We start from the raw sequence: 23,797 nt of genomic DNA, 5'->3' as shown, positions 1-23,797 counted from the left end.
CGGTTCACGGCGGCTGGTCCGGCCCCGTGACTTTTGGCGATCGTTGTTGTTGACAAGGATTCGCGTTTACCCTAGATTACTAACCGCTCGGTCAGTAACTGGACCGCTCCATTTCCCCAGGGTGTTCCATGACCGAAACCGTTTCGCGCCGCTTATTCACCCTCCCGATCCGCGCCAGCGCCTTGCTGCTGGCCGCTGCCGCGCTGGTGGCTTGTCACAAGCCCGCCGCCACCGAAGAGCCGATCCGTTCCGTCAAAGTCATGACCGTCGGCGCCAGCGCCTTCGGCACCGAGCCCGAGTTCTCGGCCGAGGTCAAGCCCCGCATCGAATCGCGCCTGGGCTTCCGCGTGGCCGGCAAGCTCACCAAGCGCCAGGCGGAAGTCGGCCAGCAGGTGAAGGCCGGCCAGGTGCTGGCCCAGCTCGATCCGCAGGACTACCGCCTCGCCGCCGAAGCCGCCCGCGCCCAACTGGCGGCCGCCACCACAAACCGCGACTTGGCGGCGGCGCATCTCAAGCGCTACAAGGAACTGCGCGATCAGAACTTCATCAGCGGCGCCGACCTGGAGAACCGGGAGAACACCTTCAAGGCGGCGCAGGCCCAGTTCGAACAGGCGCAGGCGCAACTTTCGTCCCAAGGCAACCAGGCGAGCTACACCACGTTGGTGGCCGATGTGTCCGGCGTGGTCACGGCCATCGAGGCCGAGCCGGGGCAGGTGGTCACGGCCGGCATGCCGGTGGTGCGCATCGCGCAGGATGGCGCTCGCGACGTGGTGTTCTCCGTGCCGGAAGACCGCGCCGCATTGGTCAAGGTCGGCTCGCCTGTCGCCGTGCGCGGCTGGTCGGACGAGCGCGAGATCGAAGGCACGGTGCGCGAGGTGGCTGCCAGCGCCGACCCGGTGACGCGGACCTACACGGTCAAGGTCGCGATCGACGCCGCCAAATCTCCGCCGCTCGGCAGCACTGTCTATGCGCGACCCAAGTCGCTGTCGCACAGCGGCGTGGCAGTGATCAAACTGCCGACCAGCGCGCTGCGCCAGGACGGCATGGCCAGCGCAGTCTGGGTGCTCGACAAGAACACGATGACCGTGCGCTCGCAGCCAGTGCAATTGGCCACGGCCGACGGCAACGAAGCCGTGGTCGCGGGCGGCCTTGCGCCGGGCATGCTGGTGGTGGTCGCGGGCGTGCATGTGCTGCAGCCGAACCAGAAGGTGACGCTCTATGAGCCCAAGGTGATCTCGGCGCCGGCGGCGCCTTCGCAGCGCGAGGTGAGGGCGCTCGGCACGTCGGCAGCGGGTGCCACGCGATGAGCGCGGTGAACGAACAAGGCTCGCCTTCTACCGGCGGGCCGCGAGGGCATGAAGTGCAGGGCGCAGGCGCAACGAGCACGCCCGCCACCGAACCCAAATCCGGCTTCAACCTCTCAAAGTGGGCCCTCGACCACGGCCCGCTCACCCGCTACCTGATGCTGGTGCTGATGCTGCTGGGCTTCGCCTCGTACTTCCAGCTCGGCCAGGACGAAGATCCTCCCTTCACCTTCCGTGCGATGGTGGTGCGCACCTACTGGCCCGGCGCCACGGCGCAGCAAGTGGCGGAGCAGGTCACGGACAAGCTCGAGAAGACGCTTCAGGAAGTCCCGTTTGCCGACCGCATCCGAAGCTATTCCAAGCCCGGCGAGTCCCAGATCATCCTCACCATCAAGGACTCGTCGAAGCCCGCCGAGGTGGCGAACGTCTGGTACCAGGTGCGCAAGAAGATCGGCGACATGCGCTACACGCTGCCCGGCACCATCCAGGGCCCGTTCTTCAATGACGAGTTCGGCGATGTGTACGGCGTGATCTACGCGCTGGAAAGCGACGGCTTCAGCTATGCCGAGCTCAAGGACTTCGCCGACGACGTGCGCCAGCAACTGTTGCGCGTGAAGGACGTGGCCAAGGTCGACCAGTTCGGCGTGCAGGACGAGAAGGTCTGGATCGAGGTCTCGCAGAAGCGCCTGGCGCAACTGGGCCTCGACTTCAACGCAGTGCTTGCCCAACTTGGCGCGCAGAACGCGGTGGAAAGCGCCGGCACCATCCAGTCGCCCAACGACGTGCTGCAGGTGCGCGTCGGCGGCCAGTTCACCAGCGTCGAGCAACTGCGCGCGATGCCGATCCGCGGCAGCTCCGGCAGCCTGCTCAAGCTGGGCGACATCGCCGAGATCAAGCGCGGCTATGTCGACCCGCCGGCCGTCAAGATGCACTACCAAGGCGAGGAGGTGATAGGCCTCGGCATCTCGATGGCCAAGGGCGGCGACATCATCGCGCTGGGCAAGGCCTTGCGCATTGCCACGGCGGACATCCAGAAGCGCCTGCCCGCCGGCGTGCAACTCGCCCAGGTGCAGGACCAGCCGGTGGCCGTGTCGCGCTCGGTCAACGAGTTCGTCGGCACGCTGATCGAGGCGGTGGTGATCGTGCTGGGCGTGAGCTTCATTTCGCTCGGCCTGCACAAGGGCAGCAAGCAGGGCTGGACGCGCTTCACCGGCGGCTGGTATGTGGACCTGCGCCCGGGCCTGGTGGTGGCGATCACCATCCCGCTGGTGCTCGCCGTCACCTTCCTTGCGATGAACTACTTCGGCATTGGCCTGCACAAGATCTCGCTGGGCTCGCTGATCATCGCGCTGGGCCTGCTGGTGGACGACGCGATCATTGCGGTCGAGATGATGGTGCGCAAGATGGAGGAGGGCTACGACAAGGTTCGCGCCGCCACCTTCGCCTATGAAGTCACGGCCATGCCCATGCTCACCGGCACGCTGATCACCGCGGCCGGCTTCCTGCCGATCGGCCTGGCCAAGTCGCAGGTCGGCGAATACACCTTCGCGATCTTCGGCGTGACAGTGGTGGCGCTGGTGCTGTCGTGGATCGTCTCCGTGTACTTCGTGCCCTACCTCGGCACCGTGTTGCTCAAGATCAAGCCGCACGACCCCGAGGCGCCGCCGCACGAACTCTTCGACACGCCCTTCTACAACGGCTTCCGCCGCGCCGTGAACTGGTGCGTGACGCACCGCTGGATCACCATCGGCGCGACCGTGCTGATCTTCGGCCTCGGCATCTTCGGCATGGGCAAGGTGCAGCAGCAGTTCTTCCCCGATTCGAGCCGGCCGGAACTGATGGTCGAGATCTGGTTCCCCGAAGGCACCTCCTTCGCGGCCAACGAGGAAGTCACCAGGCGCGTCGAGCGCCGCTTCATGGAAGAAACCGGTGTGAGTTCCGTCGCCACCTGGGTCGGCTCCGGCGCGCCGCGCTTCTACCTGCCGCTCGACCAGGTGTTCCCGCAGACCAACGTGTCGCAGTTCATCGTGCTGGCCCGCGACCTGAAGGAGCGCGAGGCGCTGCGCATGAAGGTCCCCGCGCTGCTGGCCCGCGAATTCCCCGAGGTGCGAGGCCGCGTGAAGCTGCTGCCCAACGGCCCGCCGGTCACCTATCCGGTGCAGTTCCGCGTCACCGGTACCGACCCGACCCAGTTGCGCCTGCGCGCCGACGAGGTCAAGGCGGCCCTGCGCGCGAACGCGCACATGCGCGGCGTCAACGACAACTGGAACGAGTCGGTCAAGGTCATCCGTCTCGAGGTCGACCAGGCCAAGGCGCGCGCACTCGGCATCACCAGCCAGGCCATCGCGCAGGCCTCGCGCACCATGTTCACCGGCACGCCCGTCGGCCAGTACCGCGAGAGCGACAAGCTCATCGACATCGTGCTGCGCCAGTCGCCCGACGAACGCGAAGCCATCTCCGATATCGGCAACGCCTACCTGCCCACCGCCTCGGGCCGCTCGATCCCGCTCACGCAGATCGCCAAACCAGTCTTCACCTGGGAGCCGGGTGTCATGTGGCGCGAGAACCGCGACTACGCCATCACCGTGCAGGGCGACATCGTTGAAGGCCTGCAAGGCGCAACGGTCACCAATGAAGTGCTGCCGAAACTTCGCGAACTCGAAGCCAAATGGCATGCCGACGGCCAGGTCAACTACCGCATCGCCGTCGCCGGCGCGGTGGAGGAGAGCAGCAAGGGCTCCTCGTCGATCGTGGCCGGCGTGCCGATCATGCTGTTCCTGGTCTTCACGCTGCTGATGCTGCAACTGCACAGCTTCAGCCGCTCGCTGCTGGTCTTCATCACCGGTCCGCTGGGCATTGCGGGCGTGGCCGGTGCGCTGCTGCTGCTGGACCGGCCCTTCGGCTTCGTCGCGCTGCTGGGTGTGATCGCGCTCATGGGCATGATCCAGCGCAATTCGGTGATCCTGATCGACCAGATCGAAAGCGACCGGCGCGCCGGCGTGCCGGCCTGGGATGCGATCGTGGAATCGGCCGTGCGCCGCCTGCGCCCGATCGTGCTGACGGCCGCCGCCGCGGTGCTGGCGATGATCCCCCTGTCGCGCAGCGTGTTCTGGGGCCCGATGGCCGTGGCGATCATGGGCGGTCTCATCGTGGCCACCGTATTGACCCTGCTGGCGCTGCCCGCGATGTACGCCGCGGCGTTTCGCATCAGGCGCGAACCAAAAGCGGGTTCCGTTCCAGTTTAAAATGCGCAGTTGACCGATTTCGAGCGGGTGGTCTCCACAGAGGGCCGCCCGTTTTTCGTTGATTTCATCGGACCGCGCGGGTGGCGAAATTGGTAGACGCACCAGGTTTAGGTCCTGACGTTCGCAAGAACGTGCCGGTTCGAGTCCGGCCCCGCGCACCAGCTCCAAACTCCTTTTGAGGAACAAAAAATGACCGTGACTGTTGAGACCCTCGAAAAGCTCGAGCGCAAGATCACGCTGACCCTGCCGGTCGGCTCCATCCAGAACGAAGTCGATTCGCGCCTCAAGAAGCTCGCGCGCACCGTCAAGATGGACGGCTTCCGTCCGGGCAAGGTGCCGATGAACGTCGTGGCCCAGCGCTATGGCTACTCGGTGCACTACGAGGTCATGAACGACAAGGTCGGCGAAGCCTTCTCGCAAGCCGCCAACGAGGCCAAGCTCCGTGTCGCCGGCCAGCCCCGCATCACGGAAAAGGAAGAAGCGCCCGAAGGCCAGCTCGCTTTCGACGCCGTCTTCGAAGTGTTCCCTGAAGTCAAGATCAACGACCTGTCCGGCGCCACCATCGAGCGCCTGACCGCCGATGTCAGCGACGAAGCCATCGACAAGACCCTCGACATCCTGCGCAAGCAGCGCCGCACCTTCGCGCAACGCGCGCTCGACGCGCAAGCGCAGGACACCGACCGCGTGACGGTCGACTTCGAAGGCAAGATCGACGGCGAGACCTTCCAGGGCGGCAAGGCCGAGGACTTCCAGTTCATCGTCGGCGAAGGCCAGATGCTCAAGGAATTTGAAGACGCCGTGCGCGGCCTGAAGAACGGCGACAGCCGCACCTTCCCGCTGTCCTTCCCGGCCGACTATCACGGCAAGGACGTGGCCGGCAAGCAAGCCGACTTCATGGTCACCGTGAAGAAGATCGAATCGACGAACCTGCCCGAAGTCAACGAGCAGCTGGCCAAGTCGCTCGGCATCGCCGAAGCCACCGTGGAAGGCCTGCGCGCCGACATCAAGCGCAACCTCGAGCGCGAAGTGAAGTTCCGCCTGCTGGCCAAGAACAAGACCGCCGTCATGGACGCGCTGATCGCCAATGCCGAACTCGACCTGCCCAAGGCCAGCGTGCAGCAGGAAGTCCAGCGCATGGTCGAAGGCGCCCGCGCCGAACTCAAGCAACGCGGCATCAAGGACGCCGACAAGGCGCCGATCCCCGAAGAGATCTTCACGGCCCAAGCTGAGCGCCGCGTGCGCCTGGGCCTGGTCGTCGCCGAACTCGTGCGCGCCAACAACCTGCAAGCCAAGCCGGAGCAGATCAAGGCCCACGTCGACGAAATGGCCGCCAGCTACGAGAAGCCGCAAGACGTCGTGCGCTGGTACTTCAGCGACAACAACCGCCTGGCCGAAGTCGAATCCGTGGTCATCGAGAACAACGTGACCGATTTCGTCATGAGCAAGGCGCAAGTCAGCGACAAGGCCGTCTCATTCGACGAACTGATGGCGCAGCAGCAACAAGGCTGATCGCGGGTCTGACCGATACTGCACGATCGGGCGGGCTTGCAACTGCGCAGGCCCACCCCATTTGCACCGTGCCGGCATCCGCTGGCAAGGTCAAGCACTGAACGGAGCAATTCATGAGCGCACTGGACACTAAAGCTCTCGGCATGGTGCCGATGGTGATCGAGCAATCGGGCCGCGGCGAGCGGTCCTATGACATCTACTCGCGCTTGCTGAAAGAGCGCGTGATTTTCCTGGTCGGCGAGGTCAACGACCAGACGGCCAATCTCGTGGTGGCGCAGTTGCTGTTCCTCGAGAGCGAAAACCCGGACAAGGACATCTCGTTCTACATCAACTCTCCGGGCGGCAGCGTGAGCGCCGGCATGGCGATCTACGACACCATGCAGTTCATCAAGCCGGCCGTGTCGACGCTGTGCATCGGCTTCGCGGCCAGCATGGGCGCCTTCCTGCTGGCGGCGGGTGAAAAGGGCAAGCGCTTCTCGCTGCCCAATTCCAAGATCATGATCCACCAGGTGCTTGGCGGCGCACGCGGCCAGGCCACGGACATCGAGATCCATGCCCGTGATATTTTGAAGACGCGCGAGCAAATGAACAAAATTCTGGCCGAACGCACCGGCCAGAGCTTTGAGAAAATTGCCCGCGACACCGAGCGCGACTATTTCCTGACGGCCGACGAGTCCAAGGAATACGGCCTCATCGACCAGGTGATTTCCAAGCGCAGCTGATTCGGCTGCATTGCGCTGCGGCGCCAGTACCCCGCCGGGGGCGGGTATTCGAGCAACAACGGCGTTTGCCCACACGGGGAACGCCGTTTTTGTTTCGCTATCATTGTTAAATTCCAGTTACGAGGCACCTTCATGGCCGAGAAAAAAGGCTCCTCCAGCGAAAAGACGCTTTACTGCTCGTTCTGCGGGAAGAGCCAGCACGAGGTCAAGAAGCTGATCGCCGGTCCGTCGGTGTTCATCTGCGACGAATGCATCGACCTGTGCAACGAGATCATTCGCGATGAACTGCCGGCCGGCGAGGAAGCACGCGACGCCCGCAACGACCTGCCGACGCCGCTCGAAATCAAGGCCAACCTCGACAACTACGTGATCGGCCAGGAGCCGGCCAAGCGCATGCTCGCGGTGGCGGTCTACAACCACTACAAGCGCCTGCGCCACAAGGAAAAGGCCAAGGGCGACGACGTCGAACTCAGCAAGAGCAACATCCTGCTGATCGGCCCCACGGGCTCCGGCAAGACGCTGCTCGCGCAGACGCTGGCGCGCATGCTCGACGTGCCTTTCGTGATGGCCGACGCCACCACCTTGACCGAGGCCGGCTATGTCGGCGAAGACGTCGAGAACATCATCCAGAAGCTGCTGCAAAGCTGCAACTACGAAGTGGAACGTGCCCAGCGCGGCATCGTCTACATCGATGAGATCGACAAGATCTCGCGCAAGTCCGACAACCCGTCGATCACGCGCGACGTGTCGGGCGAGGGCGTGCAGCAGGCGCTGTTGAAGCTCATCGAAGGCACCATGGCCAGCGTGCCGCCGCAGGGCGGCCGCAAGCATCCGAACCAGGACTTCCTGCAGATCGACACGACCAACATCCTGTTCATCTGCGGCGGTGCGTTCGCGGGGCTGGAGAAGGTCATCGAGAACCGCACGGAGGCTTCGGGCATCGGCTTCGGCGCATCGGTGCGCAGCAAGCAGCAGCGCAGCCTCACGGAAGTGTTCCGCGAGGTCGAGCCCGAAGACCTGATCAAGTTCGGCCTGATTCCTGAACTGGTGGGTCGTATGCCGGTCGTCGCCTCGCTGGCCGAGCTCAGCGAAGACGCGCTGGTGCAGATCCTGACCGAGCCCAAGAACGCCGTCGTCAAGCAGTTCACCAAGCTGCTGCAGATGGAGGGCGTGGACCTGGAGATCCGCCCCGCCGCTCTGAAGGCCATCGCCCGCAAGGCACTGGCCCGCAAGACCGGCGCGCGCGGCCTGCGCTCGATCCTCGAGCAGTCGCTGATCGACACGATGTTCGAACTGCCGAATGCCACCAATGTCGACAAGGTCGTGGTCGAGGAATCGACCATCGACGAAAGCAAGCCACCGTTGCTCGTCTACCGCGAGGCGGCCAAAAAGGCGTAGGTGGCCGCGGTCTTCACGCCGACCTCTCACACGCCAGGCGGCGTGTGCCTCACATTGAACGCGCCGCGCGGGCTTGAAATTCGCGCGGCGCGTTCCATCTTTGCCTGACACAACAAGAGGATTCGCATGTCCGGTCATACACCCCTGCCACCTGAAGCCATCGACCTGCCGCTGCTGCCGCTGCGGGACGTCGTGGTGTTCCCTCACATGGTGATTCCGCTGTTCGTCGGCCGCGCCAAGAGCATCAAGGCGCTGGAACTCGCGATGGAAGCCGAGCGCCGCATCATGCTGGTCGCGCAAAAGGCCGCAGCCAAGGACGAGCCCGCCGTCGAGGACATGTTCGAAGTCGGCTGCGTCTCGACCATCCTGCAGATGCTCAAGCTGCCCGATGGCACGGTCAAGGTGCTGGTCGAAGGCCAGCAACGCGCCCGCGTCAACCGCATCGACGATGGCGAGACGCACTTCTCGGCCAACGTGAGCCCGATCGGCGGCGGCGAAGGCGCCGCGCAGACCGGCACCGAGATCGAAGCGCTGCGTCGCGCCGTGATGCAGCAGTTCGACCAGTACGTGAAGCTCAACAAGAAGATTCCGCCCGAGATCCTCACGTCCATCTCCAGCATCGACGATGCGGGCCGCCTCGCCGACACCATCGCCGCGCACCTGCCGCTCAAGCTCGACAACAAGCAGTCCGTGCTGGACCTGGCTGATGTCAAGGCACGCCTGGAAAACCTGTTTGGCCAGCTCGAACGCGAAGTCGACATCCTCAACGTCGACAAGAAGATCCGCGGCCGCGTGAAGCGCCAGATGGAGAAGAACCAGCGCGACTTCTACCTGAACGAACAGGTCAAGGCGATCCAGAAGGAACTGGGCGAAGGCGAAGAGGGCGCGGACATCGAGGAGATCGAGAAGAAGATCAAGCTTGCCAAGATGCCGAAGGACGCGCTCAAGAAGGCCGAGAGCGAACTCAAGAAGCTCAAGCTGATGTCGCCGATGTCGGCCGAAGCGACCGTCGTGCGCAACTACATCGACGTGCTGGTCGGCTTGCCGTGGAGCAAGAAGACCAAGATCAAGCACGACCTGGCGCATGCCGAGGAAGTGCTCAACGAGGACCACTACGGCCTCGACAAGGTCAAGGACCGCATCCTCGAATACCTCGCGGTGCAGCAGCGCGTCGACAAGGTGAAGGCCCCGATCCTGTGCCTGGTCGGCCCTCCGGGCGTGGGCAAGACCTCGCTGGGCCAGTCGATCGCCAAGGCGACCGGTCGCAAGTACACCCGCATGGCGCTGGGTGGCATGCGCGACGAGGCCGAGATCCGGGGCCATCGCCGCACCTACATCGGCGCGCTGCCGGGCAAGGTGCTGCAGAGCCTGAACAAGGTCGGCACGCGCAACCCGCTGTTCCTGCTGGACGAGATCGACAAGCTTGGCACGGACTTCCGTGGCGACCCGTCGAGCGCGCTGCTGGAAGTGCTGGACCCGGAACAGAACCACACCTTCGGCGACCACTACGTCGAGGTCGACTTCGACCTGAGCGACGTGATGTTCGTGGCGACGTCCAACTCGATGAACATCCCACCGGCCCTGCTGGACCGGATGGAAGTCATCCGCCTGGCCGGCTACACGGAAGACGAGAAGACCCACATCGCGCTGAAGTACCTGCTGCCCAAGCAGCTGAAGAACAACGGCGTGAAGGAAGGCGAACTGCTGGTCACCGAGGAAGCCGTACGCGACATCGTGCGCTACTACACCCGTGAAGCCGGTGTGCGTTCGCTGGAACGCGAGCTGTCCAAGATCTGCCGCAAGGTGGTCAAGGGCCTGCTGCTGAAGAAGATGACGCCGCAGGTCACGGTCACCGGCGAGAACCTCAACGACTTCCTGGGCGTTCGCAAGTACACCTTCGGCCGTGCCGAGAAGCAGAACCAGGTCGGCCAGGTGGTCGGCCTCGCGTGGACCGAAGTCGGCGGCGACCTGCTGACGATCGAGGCCGTGACCATGCCGGGCAAGGGCATCATCAGCCGCACGGGTTCGCTCGGCGACGTGATGAAGGAATCGGTCGAGGCTGCACGCACGGTGGTGCGCAGCCGTTCGCGCCGCCTGGGCATCAAGGACGAGATCTTCGAGAAGCGCGACATCCACATCCACGTGCCCGATGGCGCGACGCCGAAGGACGGCCCGAGCGCGGGCGCGGCGATGACGACGGCCTTCGTGTCGGCGCTCACCGGCATCCCGGTGCGGGCCGACGTCGCGATGACCGGCGAGATCACCTTGCGCGGTGAAGTCACTGCCATCGGCGGCCTGAAGGAAAAGCTGCTGGCCGCCTTGCGCGGCGGCATCAAGACGGTGCTGATCCCCGAAGAGAACGCCAAGGACTTGCAGGACATTCCCGAGAACGTGAAGAACGGCCTAGAGATCATCCCGGTCAAGTGGATCGACAAGGTGCTGGAGATCGCGCTCGAGAAGACGCCGACGCCGCTGTCCGACGAAGAGGTGGCCGCATCCGCAGCCGCCGTCGCCGAACTGGCCAAGCAACGTGCGGCCGTGCAACCCGCGGAAGATTCGTCTTCCGTGAAACATTGAGCGGGATGTTTGCCAAGTCTCGAAAAACCGGTATATAATTCGAGGCTCGAAACGCGGGAATAGCTCAGTTGGTAGAGCGCAACCTTGCCAAGGTTGAGGTCGAGAGTTCGAGACTCTTTTCCCGCTCCAGTTTTTGAAAAAGGGAAGCTTCCGCTTCCCTTTTTTTCGACCAGTCGACGACGAGTCGGTATGGTTGAATGTCAGTGACAAGCGTGGCGCGATAGCAAAGCGGTTATGCCCCGGATTGCAAATCCGGTTAGTCCGGTTCGACTCCGGATCGCGCCTCCACCTCTTGGGTCATCGTTCGCGAGAGACCATTTGTACAGCCTCATCAACTTCGTTGGAGAGGCTGTTTTTGTTTGGGTTATCTTCGACGCATTGACCTCCATCGCCCGGGTGGTGAAACTGGTAGACACATCGGACTTAAAATCCGCCGCTTCCTGAAAAGGGGCATGCCGGTTCGATTCCGGCCCCGGGCACCAACTTACAAGGGAGCAAGACATGCCTCGCTACAACGCTCCGTTCGAAATACACGTGCACGGCGATGTGCCGCTGCGCGCCGACGTCAGCTTCGACCAGATCCAGGAGGCCCTGCGCCCGCTCTGGAAGTACGCCGGCGCCAAGTCGCTGGCCGACGGCGCCACCAGCGCCTATGAAGAAGAGCCCGGCATCCGCTTCGACCAGAAGGAGCACATGCTGACGATGTGCTGGACCGTCCCCGGCGACGAGGACTTCCGCCAGGAACTCGACGAGATGTGCATGGCGCTCAACGAGCTGGCCGAGCAGGGCGCGGCCATCGAGATCACCTTCTACGACACCGACTACGACGAGGAAGAAGGCGACGCCGACGAAGAATCGCGCGACGACTTCATCATGCTGTTCGTGGGGCCGAACCCCGCCGCGATCATGCAGGTGCAACGCGACCTGCTGGTGGAGGACGTGGTGGCGCTGATGGAGCGCCACTTCGACGGCTCGGAGCTCGGCGGCGTGGTCGGCGAGATCGACAAGCTGTTCGGCGACCGTTTCGACGCGCTGGTCAGCTCGCTCGAGATCGGCAAGCGCCCGCGCGGCAGCGGCGGTGCGCCGGGAGCGGGTGGGCACGGCGGCGGTCGCCGTCCGCGCCATCTCCACTGATCCCGACTACGCAACACAACGCTTGGCGCTGTTTCCTTCCTCGGCCTTGAATGCTGGCGTGCGCAAGCGCGAGGTGTTCGGCTGGGCGATGTACGACTTTGCCAACTCGGGCTACACCACGGTCGTCATCACCGCGGTGTTCGCCGCCTACTTCGTGGGTGGCCTGGCGAAGGGGGCGGCCTGGGGCGCCTTCGCCTGGACGCTGTCGCTGAGCATCGCGTACGCGATCGTGATGTTCACCATGCCGATGATCGGCGCCTGGGCGGACCTGCGCGCCGCCAAGAAGCGGGTGTTGATGCTGGCGACGGCGGGTTGCATCCTCAGCACCGCCGCGCTGGCGCTGACGCCGCGTCTCTCCGGCATGGAAGCGGTCGGGCTCGCGATGCTGCTGGTCATCGTGTCCAACACCTTCTACTCGTACGGGGAATCGCTCACCGGCGCCTTCCTGCCTGAACTGGCCACTGCCGAGGGCATGGGCAAGGTCAGCGGATGGGGGTGGGGCTTTGGCTACATCGGCGGTATGCTGACGCTGGGCGTGTGTCTGGCCTATGTGCTGTGGGCGCAGTCGCAGGGGCTGCCGGCCTCGCACTTCGTGCCGGTGACGATGCTGGTGACCGCGTTGATGTATGGGCTGGCGGCGTGCGTGACCTTTGCCTTGCTGCCCGAGCGCGCCAAGCCGGCGGCGGCTTCCGGCCGTGTCTCGTGGAGCGACTCCTGGCGTCAGTTGCGCCGCACCTTCGACCAGGCACGCGCCTTCTCCGATTTCATGTGGCTGCTGGCCTGCACCGTGGCCTACCAGGGCGGCGTGGCGGTGGCGATCACGCTGGCGGCGATCTATGCAGAGCAGGTGATCGGTTTCAAGCCGCAGGAGACGATGGTCCTAATCTTTGCGCTGAACCTGGCCGCGGCGGCGGGTGCGTTCAGCTTCGGCTACTTGCAGGACCGCATCGGTCACAAGATCTCGCTCTCGACGACGCTGGTGGCCTGGATTGCGGTGTGCATCATTGCGGGTTCTGTCACCACCAAGGGCGGGTTCTGGTGCGCCGCCGCCATCGCAGGGCTCGCCATGGGCTCCAGCCAATCGGCGGGGCGCGCCATGGCGGGTGTGCTGGCGCCGCCGCAGCAGCTGGGTGAGTTCTTCGGCCTCTGGAGCTTTTCGACGCGGCTGGCCAGCATCATTGGGCCCCTGAGCTATGGCGCCATCACCTGGATGGCCGGTGGCAACCAGCGCATTGCGATCTTCGCGACCTCGGGCTTGTTCATTGCCGGCCTGCTGTTGCTGCTGCCGATCGACATGAAGCGCGGTCGGGCAGCCGCCCTGGAGGCCGCGCGCTGAGGCGGGGCTGCTACTCGGTTCGCAGCGCCTTGGGAATCGGGTAGCGTTCGCCGTCGTAGCGCAGCGTGAAGGTGCGCAGCTTCACCGGCAGCGCTTTCTCGATGCACTCGCCGCTTTCTTGCCACTCGGCTCGGTTTTGGGTCTGGGTGCGTTGCACGATCAGGTCGGCAAAGCCTTCGCTGACGCCGTGCCCTACCGCCAGCGTGCCGCGTACATGCTCGAAATGGCCGGTGCAGGTGGCGTCCCACTCGCCGCCGTCCATGTCGAGTTCGATCTCGTCGAGCACCTTGCGCACCTTGGCGCCCTGGGCCACGTAGAGCTGCAGCGTCTCGCTGGCATAGGGGTTGACGCGCGATGCGCCGCGGTAGCGCACGCGGATGCCGAAGGCGCGCGTGTTGGCCGCGAGCGCGTAGCGGCCGGTGTCGATGCGGATGTCCTGGATGGCGACAGCGTCTTCGGTCAGCGCATTGGGCTCGAACATCCGGGCGAGGATGGTGTCGCGCTCGGTGTTGCCGTTGTCGGGCCGCTGGATGACGAGCAGCTCGAGGTCGTAGCTGGTCACGCCGGGATCGGAAGAGGGGCGCGGCATCGGCAGCACGACGATGCTGCGGCCCGGGTAGGCGGGCCAGGGCTTGCAGGCGGCGCGCTCCTCGTCGAGTGGCCGGTCCGGATGCAGCTTGGCGTGCATGCGTTCGGCCAGGCCGCTCTCGCAAGCGGCCTGCGCCGCGAGGGTGGGCAGGGCGAGGAGCAGGGCCGCGGCGAATCGGGAGGGGCGCACGTTCGTTTGGTTCCGCGCCATCAGGCGGGCACGGTGGCTCGGTGCAGCCAGCGCGCGGCAGCCGCCGCCAGCGCCTCCGGTGGGCCGCTGGTCTCGAGCACGGGAGCTGTGCTGCCATCGCGTTCAGCGGCCAATGCATGCGTGGCGGCCAGAAGGCGGCGCGTCTGCAGGGCGACCGGCGCGCCGGTGTCGATGAAGCGCACGGTGGGGCCTGCATGGCGCCGCAGTTCGTCCGCCACGAAGGGATAGTGGGTGCAGCCGAGCACCAACGTGTCGATTTGCCCCGGGGCTGTGCCGAAGCGGCCTGCCGCTCGCATGTACCGCACGCACAGTTCGCCAATGGCTGCGGTGGCCGAGGCTTCGATCGCCGCCGCCAGTCCGTCGCAGGGCACCAGGCTGAACTTCGCCTGGCCCGCAAGGCTGTCGTGCAGCTTCCTGAACTTCAGGCTGGCGAGCGTGCCGCGCGTGGCGAGCACGCCGATGCTTCCGGTCGCACTCAGCGCCACGGCGGGCTTGAGCGCCGGTTCCACGCCGACCACAGGGAGCGCTGGATACGTCGTCCGCACCAGGTGAATGGCCGCGGCGGTCGCGGTGTTGCAGGCCACCACCAGCGCCTTGATGCGATGCCGCTCGACCAGGTCGGCCGTGATCGCCAGCGTGCGCTGCGTGACGAAGTCTTCGCCGCGTTCGCCATAGGGCGCGTTCGCGGTGTCGGCGAAATACACGAAGCGCTCGTGCGGCAATTCGGCGCGCAGTGCGTTGAGGACGCTCAGGCCGCCTACGCCACTGTCGAACACGCCAATGGGGTCGTTTGCGGCTGCCCGCTCGCCGATCGATCGAGCGGCGTTCGCAGGCTCATCGATCGGCAGCAGGCTCAAGCCGGTTCCAGCGTGATGGTCTTGAACTCGCCCGAGGCGATGCGCTTCTGCCATTCGGCCGGGCCGGTGATGTGGGCGCTGGTGCCGCCGGAATCGACCGCCACGGTGACGGGCATGTCCACCACGTCGAACTCGTAGATCGCTTCCATGCCGAGGTCTTCGAAGCCCACGATCTTCGCGGTCTTGATCGCCTTGCTGACCAGGTAGGCGGCGCCGCCCACGGCCATCAGGTAGGCGCTCTTGTGTTTCTTGATCGCCTCGATGGCGACCGGGCCGCGCTCGGCCTTGCCGATCATCGCGATCAAGCCGGTTTCCGCGAGCATCATGTCGGTGAAGCCGTCCATGCGCGTGGCGGTGGTGGGGCCGGCCGGGCCGACCGCTTCGCCCTTGACCGGATCGACCGGGCCGACGTAGTAGATGACGCGATTGGTGAAGTCCACCGGCAGCTTCTCGCCCTTGGCCAGCATGCCCTGGATGCGCTTGTGCGCGGCGTCGCGACCGGTGAGCATCTTGCCGTTGAGCAGCAGTGTGTCGCCGGGCTTCCAACTCGCGACTTCCTCGGGCGTGAGCGTGTCGAGGTTGACCTTCTTGCTCTTGTTGTAGTCGGGCGCCCAGTTGACGTCGGGCCACAGGTCCAGCGAGGGCGGCGTGAGGTAGACCGCGCCGCTGCCGTCGAGCACGAAATGCGCGTGGCGGGTGGCCGCGCAGTTGGGAATCATCGCGACCGGCTTGCTGGCCGCGTGTGTCGGGTACATCTTGATCTTGATGTCGAGCACGGTCGACAGGCCACCCAGGCCCTGCGCGCCGATGCCGAGTGCATTGACCTTCTCGTAGAGCTCGATGCGCAGCGCCTCGACCTTCGTCAGCTCGGCGCCGGAGGCCTTCTTCGCTTGCAGCTCGTGCATGTCGAGGTCGTCCATCAGGCTTTCCTTGGCCATCAGCGCGGCCTTCTCGGCCGTGCCGCCGATGCCGATGCCCAGCATGCCCGGCGGGCACCAGCCGGCGCCCATGGTCGGCACGGTCTTGAGCACCCAGTCGACCACGCTGTCGCCGGGGTTCAGCATGACCAGCTTGCTCTTGTTCTCGCTGCCACCGCCCTTGGCCGCGACGGTGACTTCGACGGTGTTGCCGGGGACGATCTCGGTGAAGATCACGGCCGGCGTGTTGTCCTTGGTGTTCTTGCGATCGAACTGCGGATCGGCCACGACCGAGGCGCGCAGCGTGTTGTCCGGATGGTTGTAGCCGCGGCGCACGCCTTCGTTGATGGCGTCGTCCAGGCTGCCGGTGAAGCCGCCCCAGCGCACGTCCATGCCCACCTTGAGGAAGACGTTGACGATGCCGGTGTCCTGGCAGATCGGGCGCTGGCCGGTCGCGCTCATCTTGCTGTTGGTCAGGATCTGGGCGATCGCATCCTTGGCGGCGGGGCTCTGCTCCCGCTCGTAGGCCTTGGCCAAGTGGGCGATGTAGTCCGTCGGGTGGTAGTAGCTGATGTACTGCAACGCGGCAGCGACGGATTCGATCAGGTCGGCTTGCTGGATCGTCGTGGTCATGGTGAGGCTTTATAGGGTTATGCGGCTGGCGCGATACTGGCCAGCCTTCCATTTTCGCAGATGAGACCTTAGGCATGACGACTCGTACCGAACGTGACACTTTTGGACCCATCGACGTCCCGTCGGACAAGCTCTGGGGGGCGCAAACGCAGCGCTCGCTGCAGAACTTCGACATCTCCGGTGAGCAGCAGCCACGCGAGATCATCACGGCGCTGGCGCAGGTGAAGCGGGCCTCTGCCGTGGTCAATCATGCGCTGGGCCTGCAGGACGAGAAGAAGACCCAGGCCATCGTCGCCGCGGCTGATGAGGTGATCGCCGGAAAACACACGGACGAGTTTCCTTTGGTGGTCTGGCAGACCGGCTCCGGTACGCAGACCAACATGAACGTGAACGAGGTGCTGGCCAATCGCGCGAGCGAGTTGCTGGGTGGAGAGCGCGGCGAAGGGCGGCTGGTGCATCCCAATGACGACGTCAACCGCAGCCAGTCGAGCAACGACGTCTTTCCGACCGCGATGCATGTGGCGGCGGTCGAGGCACTCACCCGCAAGCTGCTGCCAGCCATTGCCAAGCTGCGCGGCACGCTGGAGAAGAAGTCAGCCGACTTCATGGACATCGTCAAGATCGGACGCACCCACCTCCAGGATGCGACGCCGCTGACGCTTGGCCAGGAGTTCTCCGGCTACGCGGCGCAACTGGCGCATGGCGAGGCGCATGTTCGAGCTGCCTTGCCCCACCTCTGCGAGCTGGCGCTGGGCGGCACGGCCGTCGGCACCGGCCTCAATGCGCCCAAGGGCTATGCCGAGCAGGTGGCCGCCGAACTGGCCAGGCTCACCGGATTGCCCTTCATCACCGCCCCCAACAAGTTCGAGGCCATGGCCAGCGTCGATGCCCTGGTGCACGCCCATGGCGCCCTCAAGACCCTGGCGGCCAGCATGACCAAGATCGCGAACGACGTGCGCTGGCTTGCCAGCGGCCCGCGCAGCGGCATCGGCGAACTGAGCATCCCGGAGAACGAGCCCGGCTCGTCGATCATGCCGGGCAAGGTCAACCCCACGCAGAGCGAAGCCGTCACGATGCTGGCCGCGCAGGTGTTCGGCAACGACGTGGCGATCAACATCGGCGGTGCCTCGGGCAACTTCGAGCTCAACGTGTTCCGCCCAATGGTGGCCCACAACTTCCTGCAGAGCGTGCGGCTGCTGGCCGACGGCATGGTCAGCTTCAACGACCATTGCGCCGTCGGCATCGAGCCGAACCGGGAGCGCATCACCGAACTCGTGCAGCGCTCGCTGATGCTGGTGACCGCGCTCAACACGCACATCGGCTATGACAAGGCCGCCTACATCGCCAAGAAGGCGCACAAGGAAGGCAGCAGCCTGCGCGAGGCGGCAGTGGCGTCAGGTCACCTCACGGGCGAGCAGTTCGACCAGTGGGTGATCCCGGAAAACATGACGGGCCGATGAGGATCAGTGTTTTTCCTCGGCGATGGCCGACATGATCTTGTCGGTATAGGCGATCGCCATGGCCGACAGCAGGAAGGTGATGTGGATCGCCGTCTGCGCGATCAGCACCTTGTCCGTGTAGTTCTCGGCGTTGATGAAGGTCTTGAGCAGGTGGATGGAGCTGATGCCGATGATCGACATCGCCAGCTTCACCTTCAGCACCGAGGCGTTCACGTGGCTCAGCCATTCCGGCTGGTCGGGATGGCCATCGAGGTCCATGCGGCTGATGAAGGTCTCGTAGCCGCCCACGATCACCATGATCAGCAGGTTCGAGATCATCACCACGTCGATCAGCGCCAGTACCACCAGCATGATCACCGTCTCGTTCAGCGTGGTGATGGGCGCGGTCGTCTTGTAGCCGATGCCGGTGATCAGCGCCTGCAACGCGTGGTCGCTGCCGAGCGCGGCCTGCACCAGGTGCATGAGCTCGACCAGGAAGTGGACGACGTACATGCCCTGCGCCACGATCAGGCCCAGGTACAGGGGGAGTTGCAGCCAGCGGCTCGCGAAGATGAGCTTGGGCAGGGGACGCAGCGGCGAGCCCTTGCGGGGCGCGGCGGAAGACGGGTCTTGAAGTGTCATCGGTTGGTTAACAAAGCGAGGGCGCGATTCTAGAAGTGCCAGCCTTATGCGCGGCTGAAGCCCTTACGGCTTAGGATGTGAACGTCAGTGACCCGTAAGTGCCACGATCGACATTACGCCCGAACCCACTACAAGGCCGAGGAGACCTCCAGACATGAGCAGCACATCGAAGAACATCGAGTCCGTATTGGTCGAGACCCGCGTGTTCCCGCCTGACAACCGCGCCACCCAAGGCGCGCGCATCTCCGGCATGGCCGCCTACGAGGCGCTGTGCAAGGAAGCGGAGACCGACTTCGATGGCTTCTGGACCCGCCTGGCCCGCGAGAACGTGCAGTGGACCAAGCCTTTCACGCGCACCCTCGACGAATCGAAAGCGCCGTTCTACCAATGGTTCGGCGACGGCGAACTCAACGCCAGCGCCAATTGCCTGGACAAGCACATCGGCACGCCGACCGAGGATAAGACCGCGATCATCTTCGAAGCCGACGACGGCGCCGTCACGAAGATCACCTACAAGGACCTGCTCACGCGCGTCTCGCAATTCGCCAACGCGCTGAAGGCGCAAGGCATCCAGAAGGGCGACCGCGTCATCGTCTACATGCCGATGACCATCGAGGGCGTCATCGCCATGCAGGCCTGCGCCCGCATCGGCGCGACCCACAGCGTGGTGTTCGGCGGCTTCTCGGCCAAGGCGCTGCAGGAGCGCATCATCGATGCCGGCGCCGTCGCGGTCATCACGGCCAACTACCAACTGCGTGGCGGCAAGGAACTTCCGCTCAAGGCCATCGTCGACGACGGCATCGCGCTGGGCGGCTGCACGACGATCAAGACGGTGCTGGTCTATGAACGCACCTTGACCGACTGGAAGCGCGTCGAGGGCCGCGACATCAGCTTCACCGAGGCGCTGGCCGAAGTCGAAGGGCAGGGCCTGTGCCCGCCCGAGCCGGTCAATGCCGAACACCCGCTGTTCATCCTCTACACCTCCGGCTCGACCGGCAAGCCCAAGGGCGTGCAGCATGCGACGGGCGGCTACCTGCTGTGGGCCAAGCTCACGATGGACTGGACCTTCGACCTTCGGCCCGAGGACGTGTTCTGGTGCACGGCCGACATCGGCTGGATCACCGGCCACACCTACGTCGCCTACGGCCCGCTGGCGGCCGGCGCGACGCAAGTCGTCTTCGAAGGTATCCCCACCTATCCACACGCCGGGCGCTTCTGGCAAATGGTGGAGAAGCACCGCGTCACGATCTTCTACACCGCGCCCACGGCGATCCGCTCGCTCATCAAGGCTGCCGAATCCGACGAGAAGGTGCATCCCAAGAACTGGGATCTGTCCAGCCTGCGCATTCTCGGCAGCGTCGGCGAGCCGATCAACCCGGAAGCCTGGATGTGGTACCACCGGAACATCGGCCACGAGCGTTGTCCGATCGTCGACACTTTCTGGCAGACTGAAACAGGCGGCCACGTCATCACGCCGCTGCCGGGCGCCACGCCGTTGGTGCCGGGTTCCTGCACCTTGCCACTGCCGGGCATCATGGCCGCGATCGTCGACGAAACCGGCAAGGACCTGCCCAACGGCGCCGGCGGCATGCTGGTCATCAAGCGCCCCTGGCCCTCGATGATCCGCACCATCTGGAACGACCCGGAACGCTTCAAGAAGAGCTATTTCCCGGAAGAGATGGGCGGCACGATCTATCTGGCCGGCGACGGCGCGGTCCGCAGCGCCGACCGCGGCTATTTCCGCATCACCGGGCGCATCGACGACGTGCTGAACGTATCGGGGCACCGACTGGGCACGATGGAGATCGAGTCGGCGCTGGTGTCCAAGACCGACCTGGTGGCCGAGGCCGCGGTGGTCGGCCGGCCGGACGATGTGACCGGCGAGGCGGTCTGCGCCTTCGTGGTGCTCAAGCGCGGCAGGCCCAGCGGCGACGAGGCCAAGCAGATCGCGACCGATCTGCGCAACTGGGTCGCCAAGGAAATCGGCCCGATCGCCAAGCCCAAGGACATCCGGTTCGGCGACAACCTGCCCAAGACGCGCAGCGGCAAGATCATGCGGCGCCTGCTGCGCTCGATCGCCAAGGGCGAGGCCATCACGCAGGACACGTCGACGTTGGAGAACCCCGCCATCCTGGAGCAATTGGGGCAGGCTTACTGAGCGCCCCGCGGCCGGATTCACCCCGGCCCGCTCCCCGCAGGCGATCAATCCGAGGTGGCCAAGCCACTTTGACTTGAGACGCATTGCGCCCACGTCTGACGCCGCCTCCGAGCCCGGGTGAGTTACAAACGGGCTCTTACAGACAAAACGGGGACGAAATCATGGGTGTTAGATCGGGTATCTTGATTCTGCTGGTGGTGCTGATCGCGGCACTGGCGACGTTGAACTGGGGCATCCTCATTCAACCGACCCTGATGTCGATCGGCTTCATGCAGGTGACCGCGCCGTTCGGCGTGATCATGCTGGGACTGACCTCGCTACTCGGGGTGCTGTTCCTGGCCTACGTGTTCTACCTGCAGAGTACGGTGATGCTGGAGACGCGTCGCCACACCAAGGAACTGCAATCGCAGCGCGAACTGGCCGACAAGGCCGAACTCTCGCGTTTCACCGAACTGCGCAGCTTCCTCGAAGCGCAGGAGCTCACGCGGGTGACGCAAGCCAACCAGCGGCAGGAAGCGTTGCTGGCGCGCGTCCAGCAGCTCGAAGCCTCATTGCGCCAGCGCGTCGATGAGTCGGACAACACGACGGCCGCGCATGTCGGCCAACTGGAAGACCGCTTTCGCCCCGCCATCGGCGAGGTGGTTCCGCAGCGCGGTTGAACTGCTGATTACTTGGTCGAGAGCACCCAGGTCGCCAGTCGGGCGGCTTCGCTCTCGCTGACCTGGGTGTTGGCCGGCATGGCCAGCGCCCCCCAGACGCCCGTGCTGCCCTTCATGATCTTGACCGCGAGCTTTTCGGGCGCGGTCTTGTCGTCCTTGTACTTGGCGGCGATGTCCTTGAAGGCCGGGCCGAGGACCTTCTTGTCGACCGTGTGGCAGGCCATGCAGTTCTTCGAGGTGGCCAGTGCGAGGTCCGCCATGGCGGGGCCGGCGGTGAACAGTGAAAGGGCTATCAACAGATGAATTCTTCTCATGGGGAATCGTTACGGTTGCGTTACAGTCAGTCTCCAATGAGATTCTAGGGGAGCGGGTGCGTGGCGAAGTGTGACGCACCAGTCATTTCCCGAGGGTTGCGTCATGTGGTTTCTTCTGTTGGGTGTACTGGGCGTTGCGCTCAAGTACTTCGAGATCGGGCCGGTTGCCACGCTGAGTTGGTGGATCGTGCTGATTCCCTTCGCGCTCGCCGTGGTCTGGTGGGCCTGGGCCGACTGGTCGGGCTACACAAAGCGCCAGGTCATCAAGAAGGAAAACGAGCGGAGGGCGGAACGCATCGACCGGCAACGCAGCCGGCTGGGGATGTTGAACAGCCCGTCCCGCAGAAAGCGCAGCAAGAGTTGACCCCTGCTGCGCCTGCTCCACTTCAATACTTGTCGAGCACCGCGCCCGAGCTGGCGCTGGATGCGTTGAACGCGAACTTGGCCTGCACGCCACGCGTGTAGCGCGGCGCGGGTGCTTTCCAGCCTTCACGGCGCTTCGCGATCTCGCTCTCGGGCACGTTGAGTTCCAGCTTCAGTTCGTGCGCGTCGATGGTGATCGAGTCGCCCTCGTTCACGAAAGCGATGGTGCCGCCGGCATAGGCTTCGGGTGCGACGTGGCCGACCACCATGCCCCAGGTACCGCCGGAGAAGCGGCCATCGGTGATGAGACCGACGGATTCGCCCAGGCCCGCGCCGATCAGCGCACCCGTCGGTGCCAGCATTTCCGGCATGCCCGGGCCGCCCTTGGGGCCGAGGTAGCGCAGCACCATCACGTCGCCGGCCTTGATCTTGCCGGCGAGGATCGCGGCCAGCGCGGATTGCTCGTCGTCGAACACGCGCGCCGGGCCCGTGATGACCGGGTTCTTCAGGCCGGTGATCTTCGCGACCGCACCTTCGGGCGAGAGGTTGCCCTTGAGGATGGCGAGGTGGCCTTCGGCGTACATCGGCTTGTCGATCGGACGGATGACGTCCTGGTCGGCGCGCGGCGTGTCGGGCACGTCCTTCAGCACTTCCTCGATGGTCTGGCCGCTGATGGTCATGCAGTCGCCGTGCAGCAGGCCGGCCTTCAGCAGGATCTTCATGACCTGCGGAATGCCGCCGGCTTGGTGCAGATCGACCGCGAGGTACTTGCCCGAGGGCTTGAGGTCGCACAGCACCGGCACCTTCTTGCGCATGCGCTCGAAGTCGTCGATGGTCCAGTCGACCTGGGCGGCATGGGCGATCGCCAGGAAGTGCAGCACCGCGTTGGTGGAACCGCCGGTGGCCATGATCACGGCGACGGCGTTCTCGATCGCCTTCTTCGTGACGATGTCGCGCGGCTTGAGGTCCTTCTTGATGGCCTCGATCAGCACCTTGGCCGATTCCTTGGCCGAGTTCTGCTTTTCGTCGTGCGGGTTCGCCATCGTGGACGAGTAGGGCAGCGACAGGCCCAGCGCCTCGAAGGAACTCGACATGGTGTTGGCCGTGTACATGCCGCCGCAGGAGCCGGTGCCGGGGATGGCGCGCTTCTCGATCTCGAGCAGGTCCTCGTCGCTCATGTTGCCGGCGGCGTTCTGCCCGACGGCCTCGAACACGCTGACGATGTTGAGATCCTGGCCCTTGTAGCGGCCCGGCAGGATGGTGCCGCCGTAGACGTAGATGGCCGGCACGTTGGCGCGGAGCATGCCCATCATGCCGCCCGGCATGTTCTTGTCGCAGCCGCCGACGACGAGCACGCCGTCCATCCACTGGCCGCCGACGCAGGTCTCGATGCAGTCCGAGATGACTTCGCGGCTGACCAGCGAATACTTCATGCCCTCGGTGCCCATGGCCATGCCGTCGGAAATGGTCGGCGTGCCGAACACCTGCGCGTTGCCGCCGGCTTCCTCGATGCCTTCGATGGCCGCATCGGTCAGCTTCTGCAGGCCGGAGTTGCAGGGAGTGATGGTGCTGTGGCCATTGGCCACGCCGACCATCGGCTTCTTGAAGTCGCTCTCTTCGTAGCCCATCGCGTAGAACATCGAGCGGTTGGGTGCGCGCGACTTGCCGTCGACGATGTTGATGCTGCGGCGGTTGATCGGGGTGTCAGCCATGTGGTGTGCCTCTCTAGCGGAATATCTCGTGGGGCGCCAAGTATCGGCTCCTTCTGTGATTGCCGCCAATCCATTTCAA

18 protein-coding genes and 4 tRNA genes are annotated in these 23,797 nt (G+C 64.9%); 16 read left to right on the top strand and 6 right to left on the bottom strand.

Going from position 1 to position 23,797, the window contains the following annotated elements:
* Positions 1-128 precede the first annotated feature (128 nt).
* From WKW79_RS18045 to WKW79_RS17990, 12 genes are all read left to right on the top strand, one after another.
* Positions 129-1,307 (top strand): efflux RND transporter periplasmic adaptor subunit, encoded by a 1,179-nt coding sequence (locus WKW79_RS18045; RefSeq protein ID WP_340336549.1) that lies wholly within the window; start codon positions 129-131, stop codon positions 1,305-1,307.
* Entirely contained in the window at positions 1,304-4,549 is a 3,246-nt protein-coding gene (locus WKW79_RS18040) for an efflux RND transporter permease subunit (RefSeq protein WP_340336548.1), read from the top strand. The genes WKW79_RS18045 and WKW79_RS18040 overlap by 4 nt, the downstream gene beginning before the upstream one ends.
* Positions 4,550-4,623: 74 nt before the next feature.
* A tRNA-Leu gene (locus tag WKW79_RS18035) sits at positions 4,624-4,710 on the top strand.
* A 28-nt stretch (positions 4,711-4,738) separates the two neighbouring features.
* A complete protein-coding gene (gene tig, locus WKW79_RS18030; RefSeq protein WP_340336547.1) occupies positions 4,739-6,058 on the top strand; it encodes a trigger factor in 1,320 nt (439 codons plus the stop codon).
* 113 nt (positions 6,059-6,171) lie between these two features.
* Positions 6,172-6,780 (top strand): ATP-dependent Clp endopeptidase proteolytic subunit ClpP, encoded by a 609-nt coding sequence (gene clpP / locus WKW79_RS18025; protein ID WP_340336546.1) that lies wholly within the window; start codon positions 6,172-6,174, stop codon positions 6,778-6,780.
* 132 nt (positions 6,781-6,912) lie between these two features.
* Positions 6,913-8,178 (top strand): ATP-dependent Clp protease ATP-binding subunit ClpX, encoded by a 1,266-nt coding sequence (clpX, locus tag WKW79_RS18020; protein ID WP_340336545.1) that lies wholly within the window; start codon positions 6,913-6,915, stop codon positions 8,176-8,178.
* Between the two features lie 126 nt (positions 8,179-8,304).
* A complete protein-coding gene (gene lon / locus WKW79_RS18015; RefSeq protein ID WP_340336544.1) occupies positions 8,305-10,755 on the top strand; it encodes an endopeptidase La in 2,451 nt (816 codons plus the stop codon).
* Positions 10,756-10,808: 53 nt separating this feature from the next.
* Positions 10,809-10,884: transfer RNA gene (locus tag WKW79_RS18010), tRNA-Gly, on the top strand.
* An 85-nt stretch (positions 10,885-10,969) separates the two neighbouring features.
* Positions 10,970-11,043, top strand: a tRNA-Cys gene (locus WKW79_RS18005).
* A 102-nt stretch (positions 11,044-11,145) separates the two neighbouring features.
* A tRNA-Leu gene (locus WKW79_RS18000) sits at positions 11,146-11,237 on the top strand.
* Between the two features lie 19 nt (positions 11,238-11,256).
* Positions 11,257-11,889, top strand: coding sequence for a DUF6806 family protein (locus tag WKW79_RS17995; RefSeq protein WP_340336543.1), 633 nt, complete (start codon positions 11,257-11,259; stop codon positions 11,887-11,889).
* Positions 11,890-11,911: 22 nt separating this feature from the next.
* Positions 11,912-13,225 (top strand): MFS transporter, encoded by a 1,314-nt coding sequence (locus tag WKW79_RS17990; protein ID WP_340336542.1) that lies wholly within the window; start codon positions 11,912-11,914, stop codon positions 13,223-13,225.
* 10 nt (positions 13,226-13,235) lie between these two features.
* Here the strand turns inward: WKW79_RS17990 and WKW79_RS17985 are convergent, their stop codons facing one another.
* The 3 genes from WKW79_RS17985 to WKW79_RS17975 are packed head-to-tail and all read right to left on the bottom strand — an operon-like array spanning position 13,236 to position 16,431.
* Positions 13,236-14,003 (bottom strand): PA3715 family protein, encoded by a 768-nt coding sequence (locus WKW79_RS17985; RefSeq protein ID WP_340336541.1) that lies wholly within the window; start codon positions 14,001-14,003, stop codon positions 13,236-13,238.
* Between the two features lie 20 nt (positions 14,004-14,023).
* The gene (gene murI, locus WKW79_RS17980) at positions 14,024-14,836 is read right to left on the bottom strand and encodes a glutamate racemase (RefSeq protein ID WP_340336739.1); all 813 of its coding nucleotides are present in this window, start codon (positions 14,834-14,836) and stop codon (positions 14,024-14,026) included.
* A 41-nt stretch (positions 14,837-14,877) separates the two neighbouring features.
* On the bottom strand, positions 14,878-16,431 hold the full coding sequence (locus tag WKW79_RS17975; protein ID WP_340336540.1) for a fumarate hydratase: 1,554 nt from the start codon (positions 16,429-16,431) through the stop codon (positions 14,878-14,880).
* A gap of 74 nt (positions 16,432-16,505) precedes the next feature.
* Here WKW79_RS17975 and fumC point away from each other — a divergent pair, with 74 nt between their 5' ends.
* Positions 16,506-17,891: a class II fumarate hydratase gene (gene fumC, locus WKW79_RS17970; protein ID WP_340336539.1), complete on the top strand. Its 1,386-nt coding sequence runs from the start codon at positions 16,506-16,508 to the stop codon at positions 17,889-17,891.
* A gap of 3 nt (positions 17,892-17,894) precedes the next feature.
* Here fumC and WKW79_RS17965 read toward each other — a convergent pair whose 3' ends face one another.
* Entirely contained in the window at positions 17,895-18,512 is a 618-nt protein-coding gene (locus tag WKW79_RS17965) for a TIGR00645 family protein (RefSeq protein ID WP_340336538.1), read from the bottom strand.
* Positions 18,513-18,666: 154 nt separating this feature from the next.
* Between WKW79_RS17965 and acs the strand changes: the two genes are divergently transcribed.
* Complete coding sequence (acs, locus tag WKW79_RS17960; protein WP_340336537.1) at positions 18,667-20,670, top strand: acetate--CoA ligase; 2,004 nt, start codon at positions 18,667-18,669, stop codon at positions 20,668-20,670.
* Between the two features lie 161 nt (positions 20,671-20,831).
* On the top strand, positions 20,832-21,329 hold the full coding sequence (locus tag WKW79_RS17955) for a LapA family protein (protein ID WP_340336536.1): 498 nt from the start codon (positions 20,832-20,834) through the stop codon (positions 21,327-21,329).
* 8 nt (positions 21,330-21,337) lie between these two features.
* Here the strand turns inward: WKW79_RS17955 and WKW79_RS17950 are convergent, their stop codons facing one another.
* Positions 21,338-21,643: a c-type cytochrome gene (locus WKW79_RS17950; protein WP_340336535.1), complete on the bottom strand. Its 306-nt coding sequence runs from the start codon at positions 21,641-21,643 to the stop codon at positions 21,338-21,340.
* Between the two features lie 103 nt (positions 21,644-21,746).
* Between WKW79_RS17950 and WKW79_RS17945 the strand changes: the two genes are divergently transcribed.
* Entirely contained in the window at positions 21,747-22,007 is a 261-nt protein-coding gene (locus WKW79_RS17945) for a TIGR04438 family Trp-rich protein (protein WP_340336534.1), read from the top strand.
* A 22-nt stretch (positions 22,008-22,029) separates the two neighbouring features.
* On the opposite strand, the gene ilvD is transcribed toward WKW79_RS17945, so the two are convergent.
* Positions 22,030-23,718 carry a dihydroxy-acid dehydratase gene (gene ilvD / locus WKW79_RS17940; protein WP_340336533.1) on the bottom strand — a complete coding sequence of 563 codons (1,689 nt, stop codon included), beginning with the start codon at positions 23,716-23,718 and terminating at the stop codon, positions 22,030-22,032.
* Positions 23,719-23,797 lie beyond the last annotated feature (79 nt).

The organism is Variovorax robiniae (assembly GCF_037889955.1).
GTDB classification, from domain to species: Bacteria; Pseudomonadota; Gammaproteobacteria; order Burkholderiales; family Burkholderiaceae_C; genus Variovorax; species Variovorax robiniae.
This window is presented reverse-complemented; position numbering and strand designations above follow the sequence as displayed.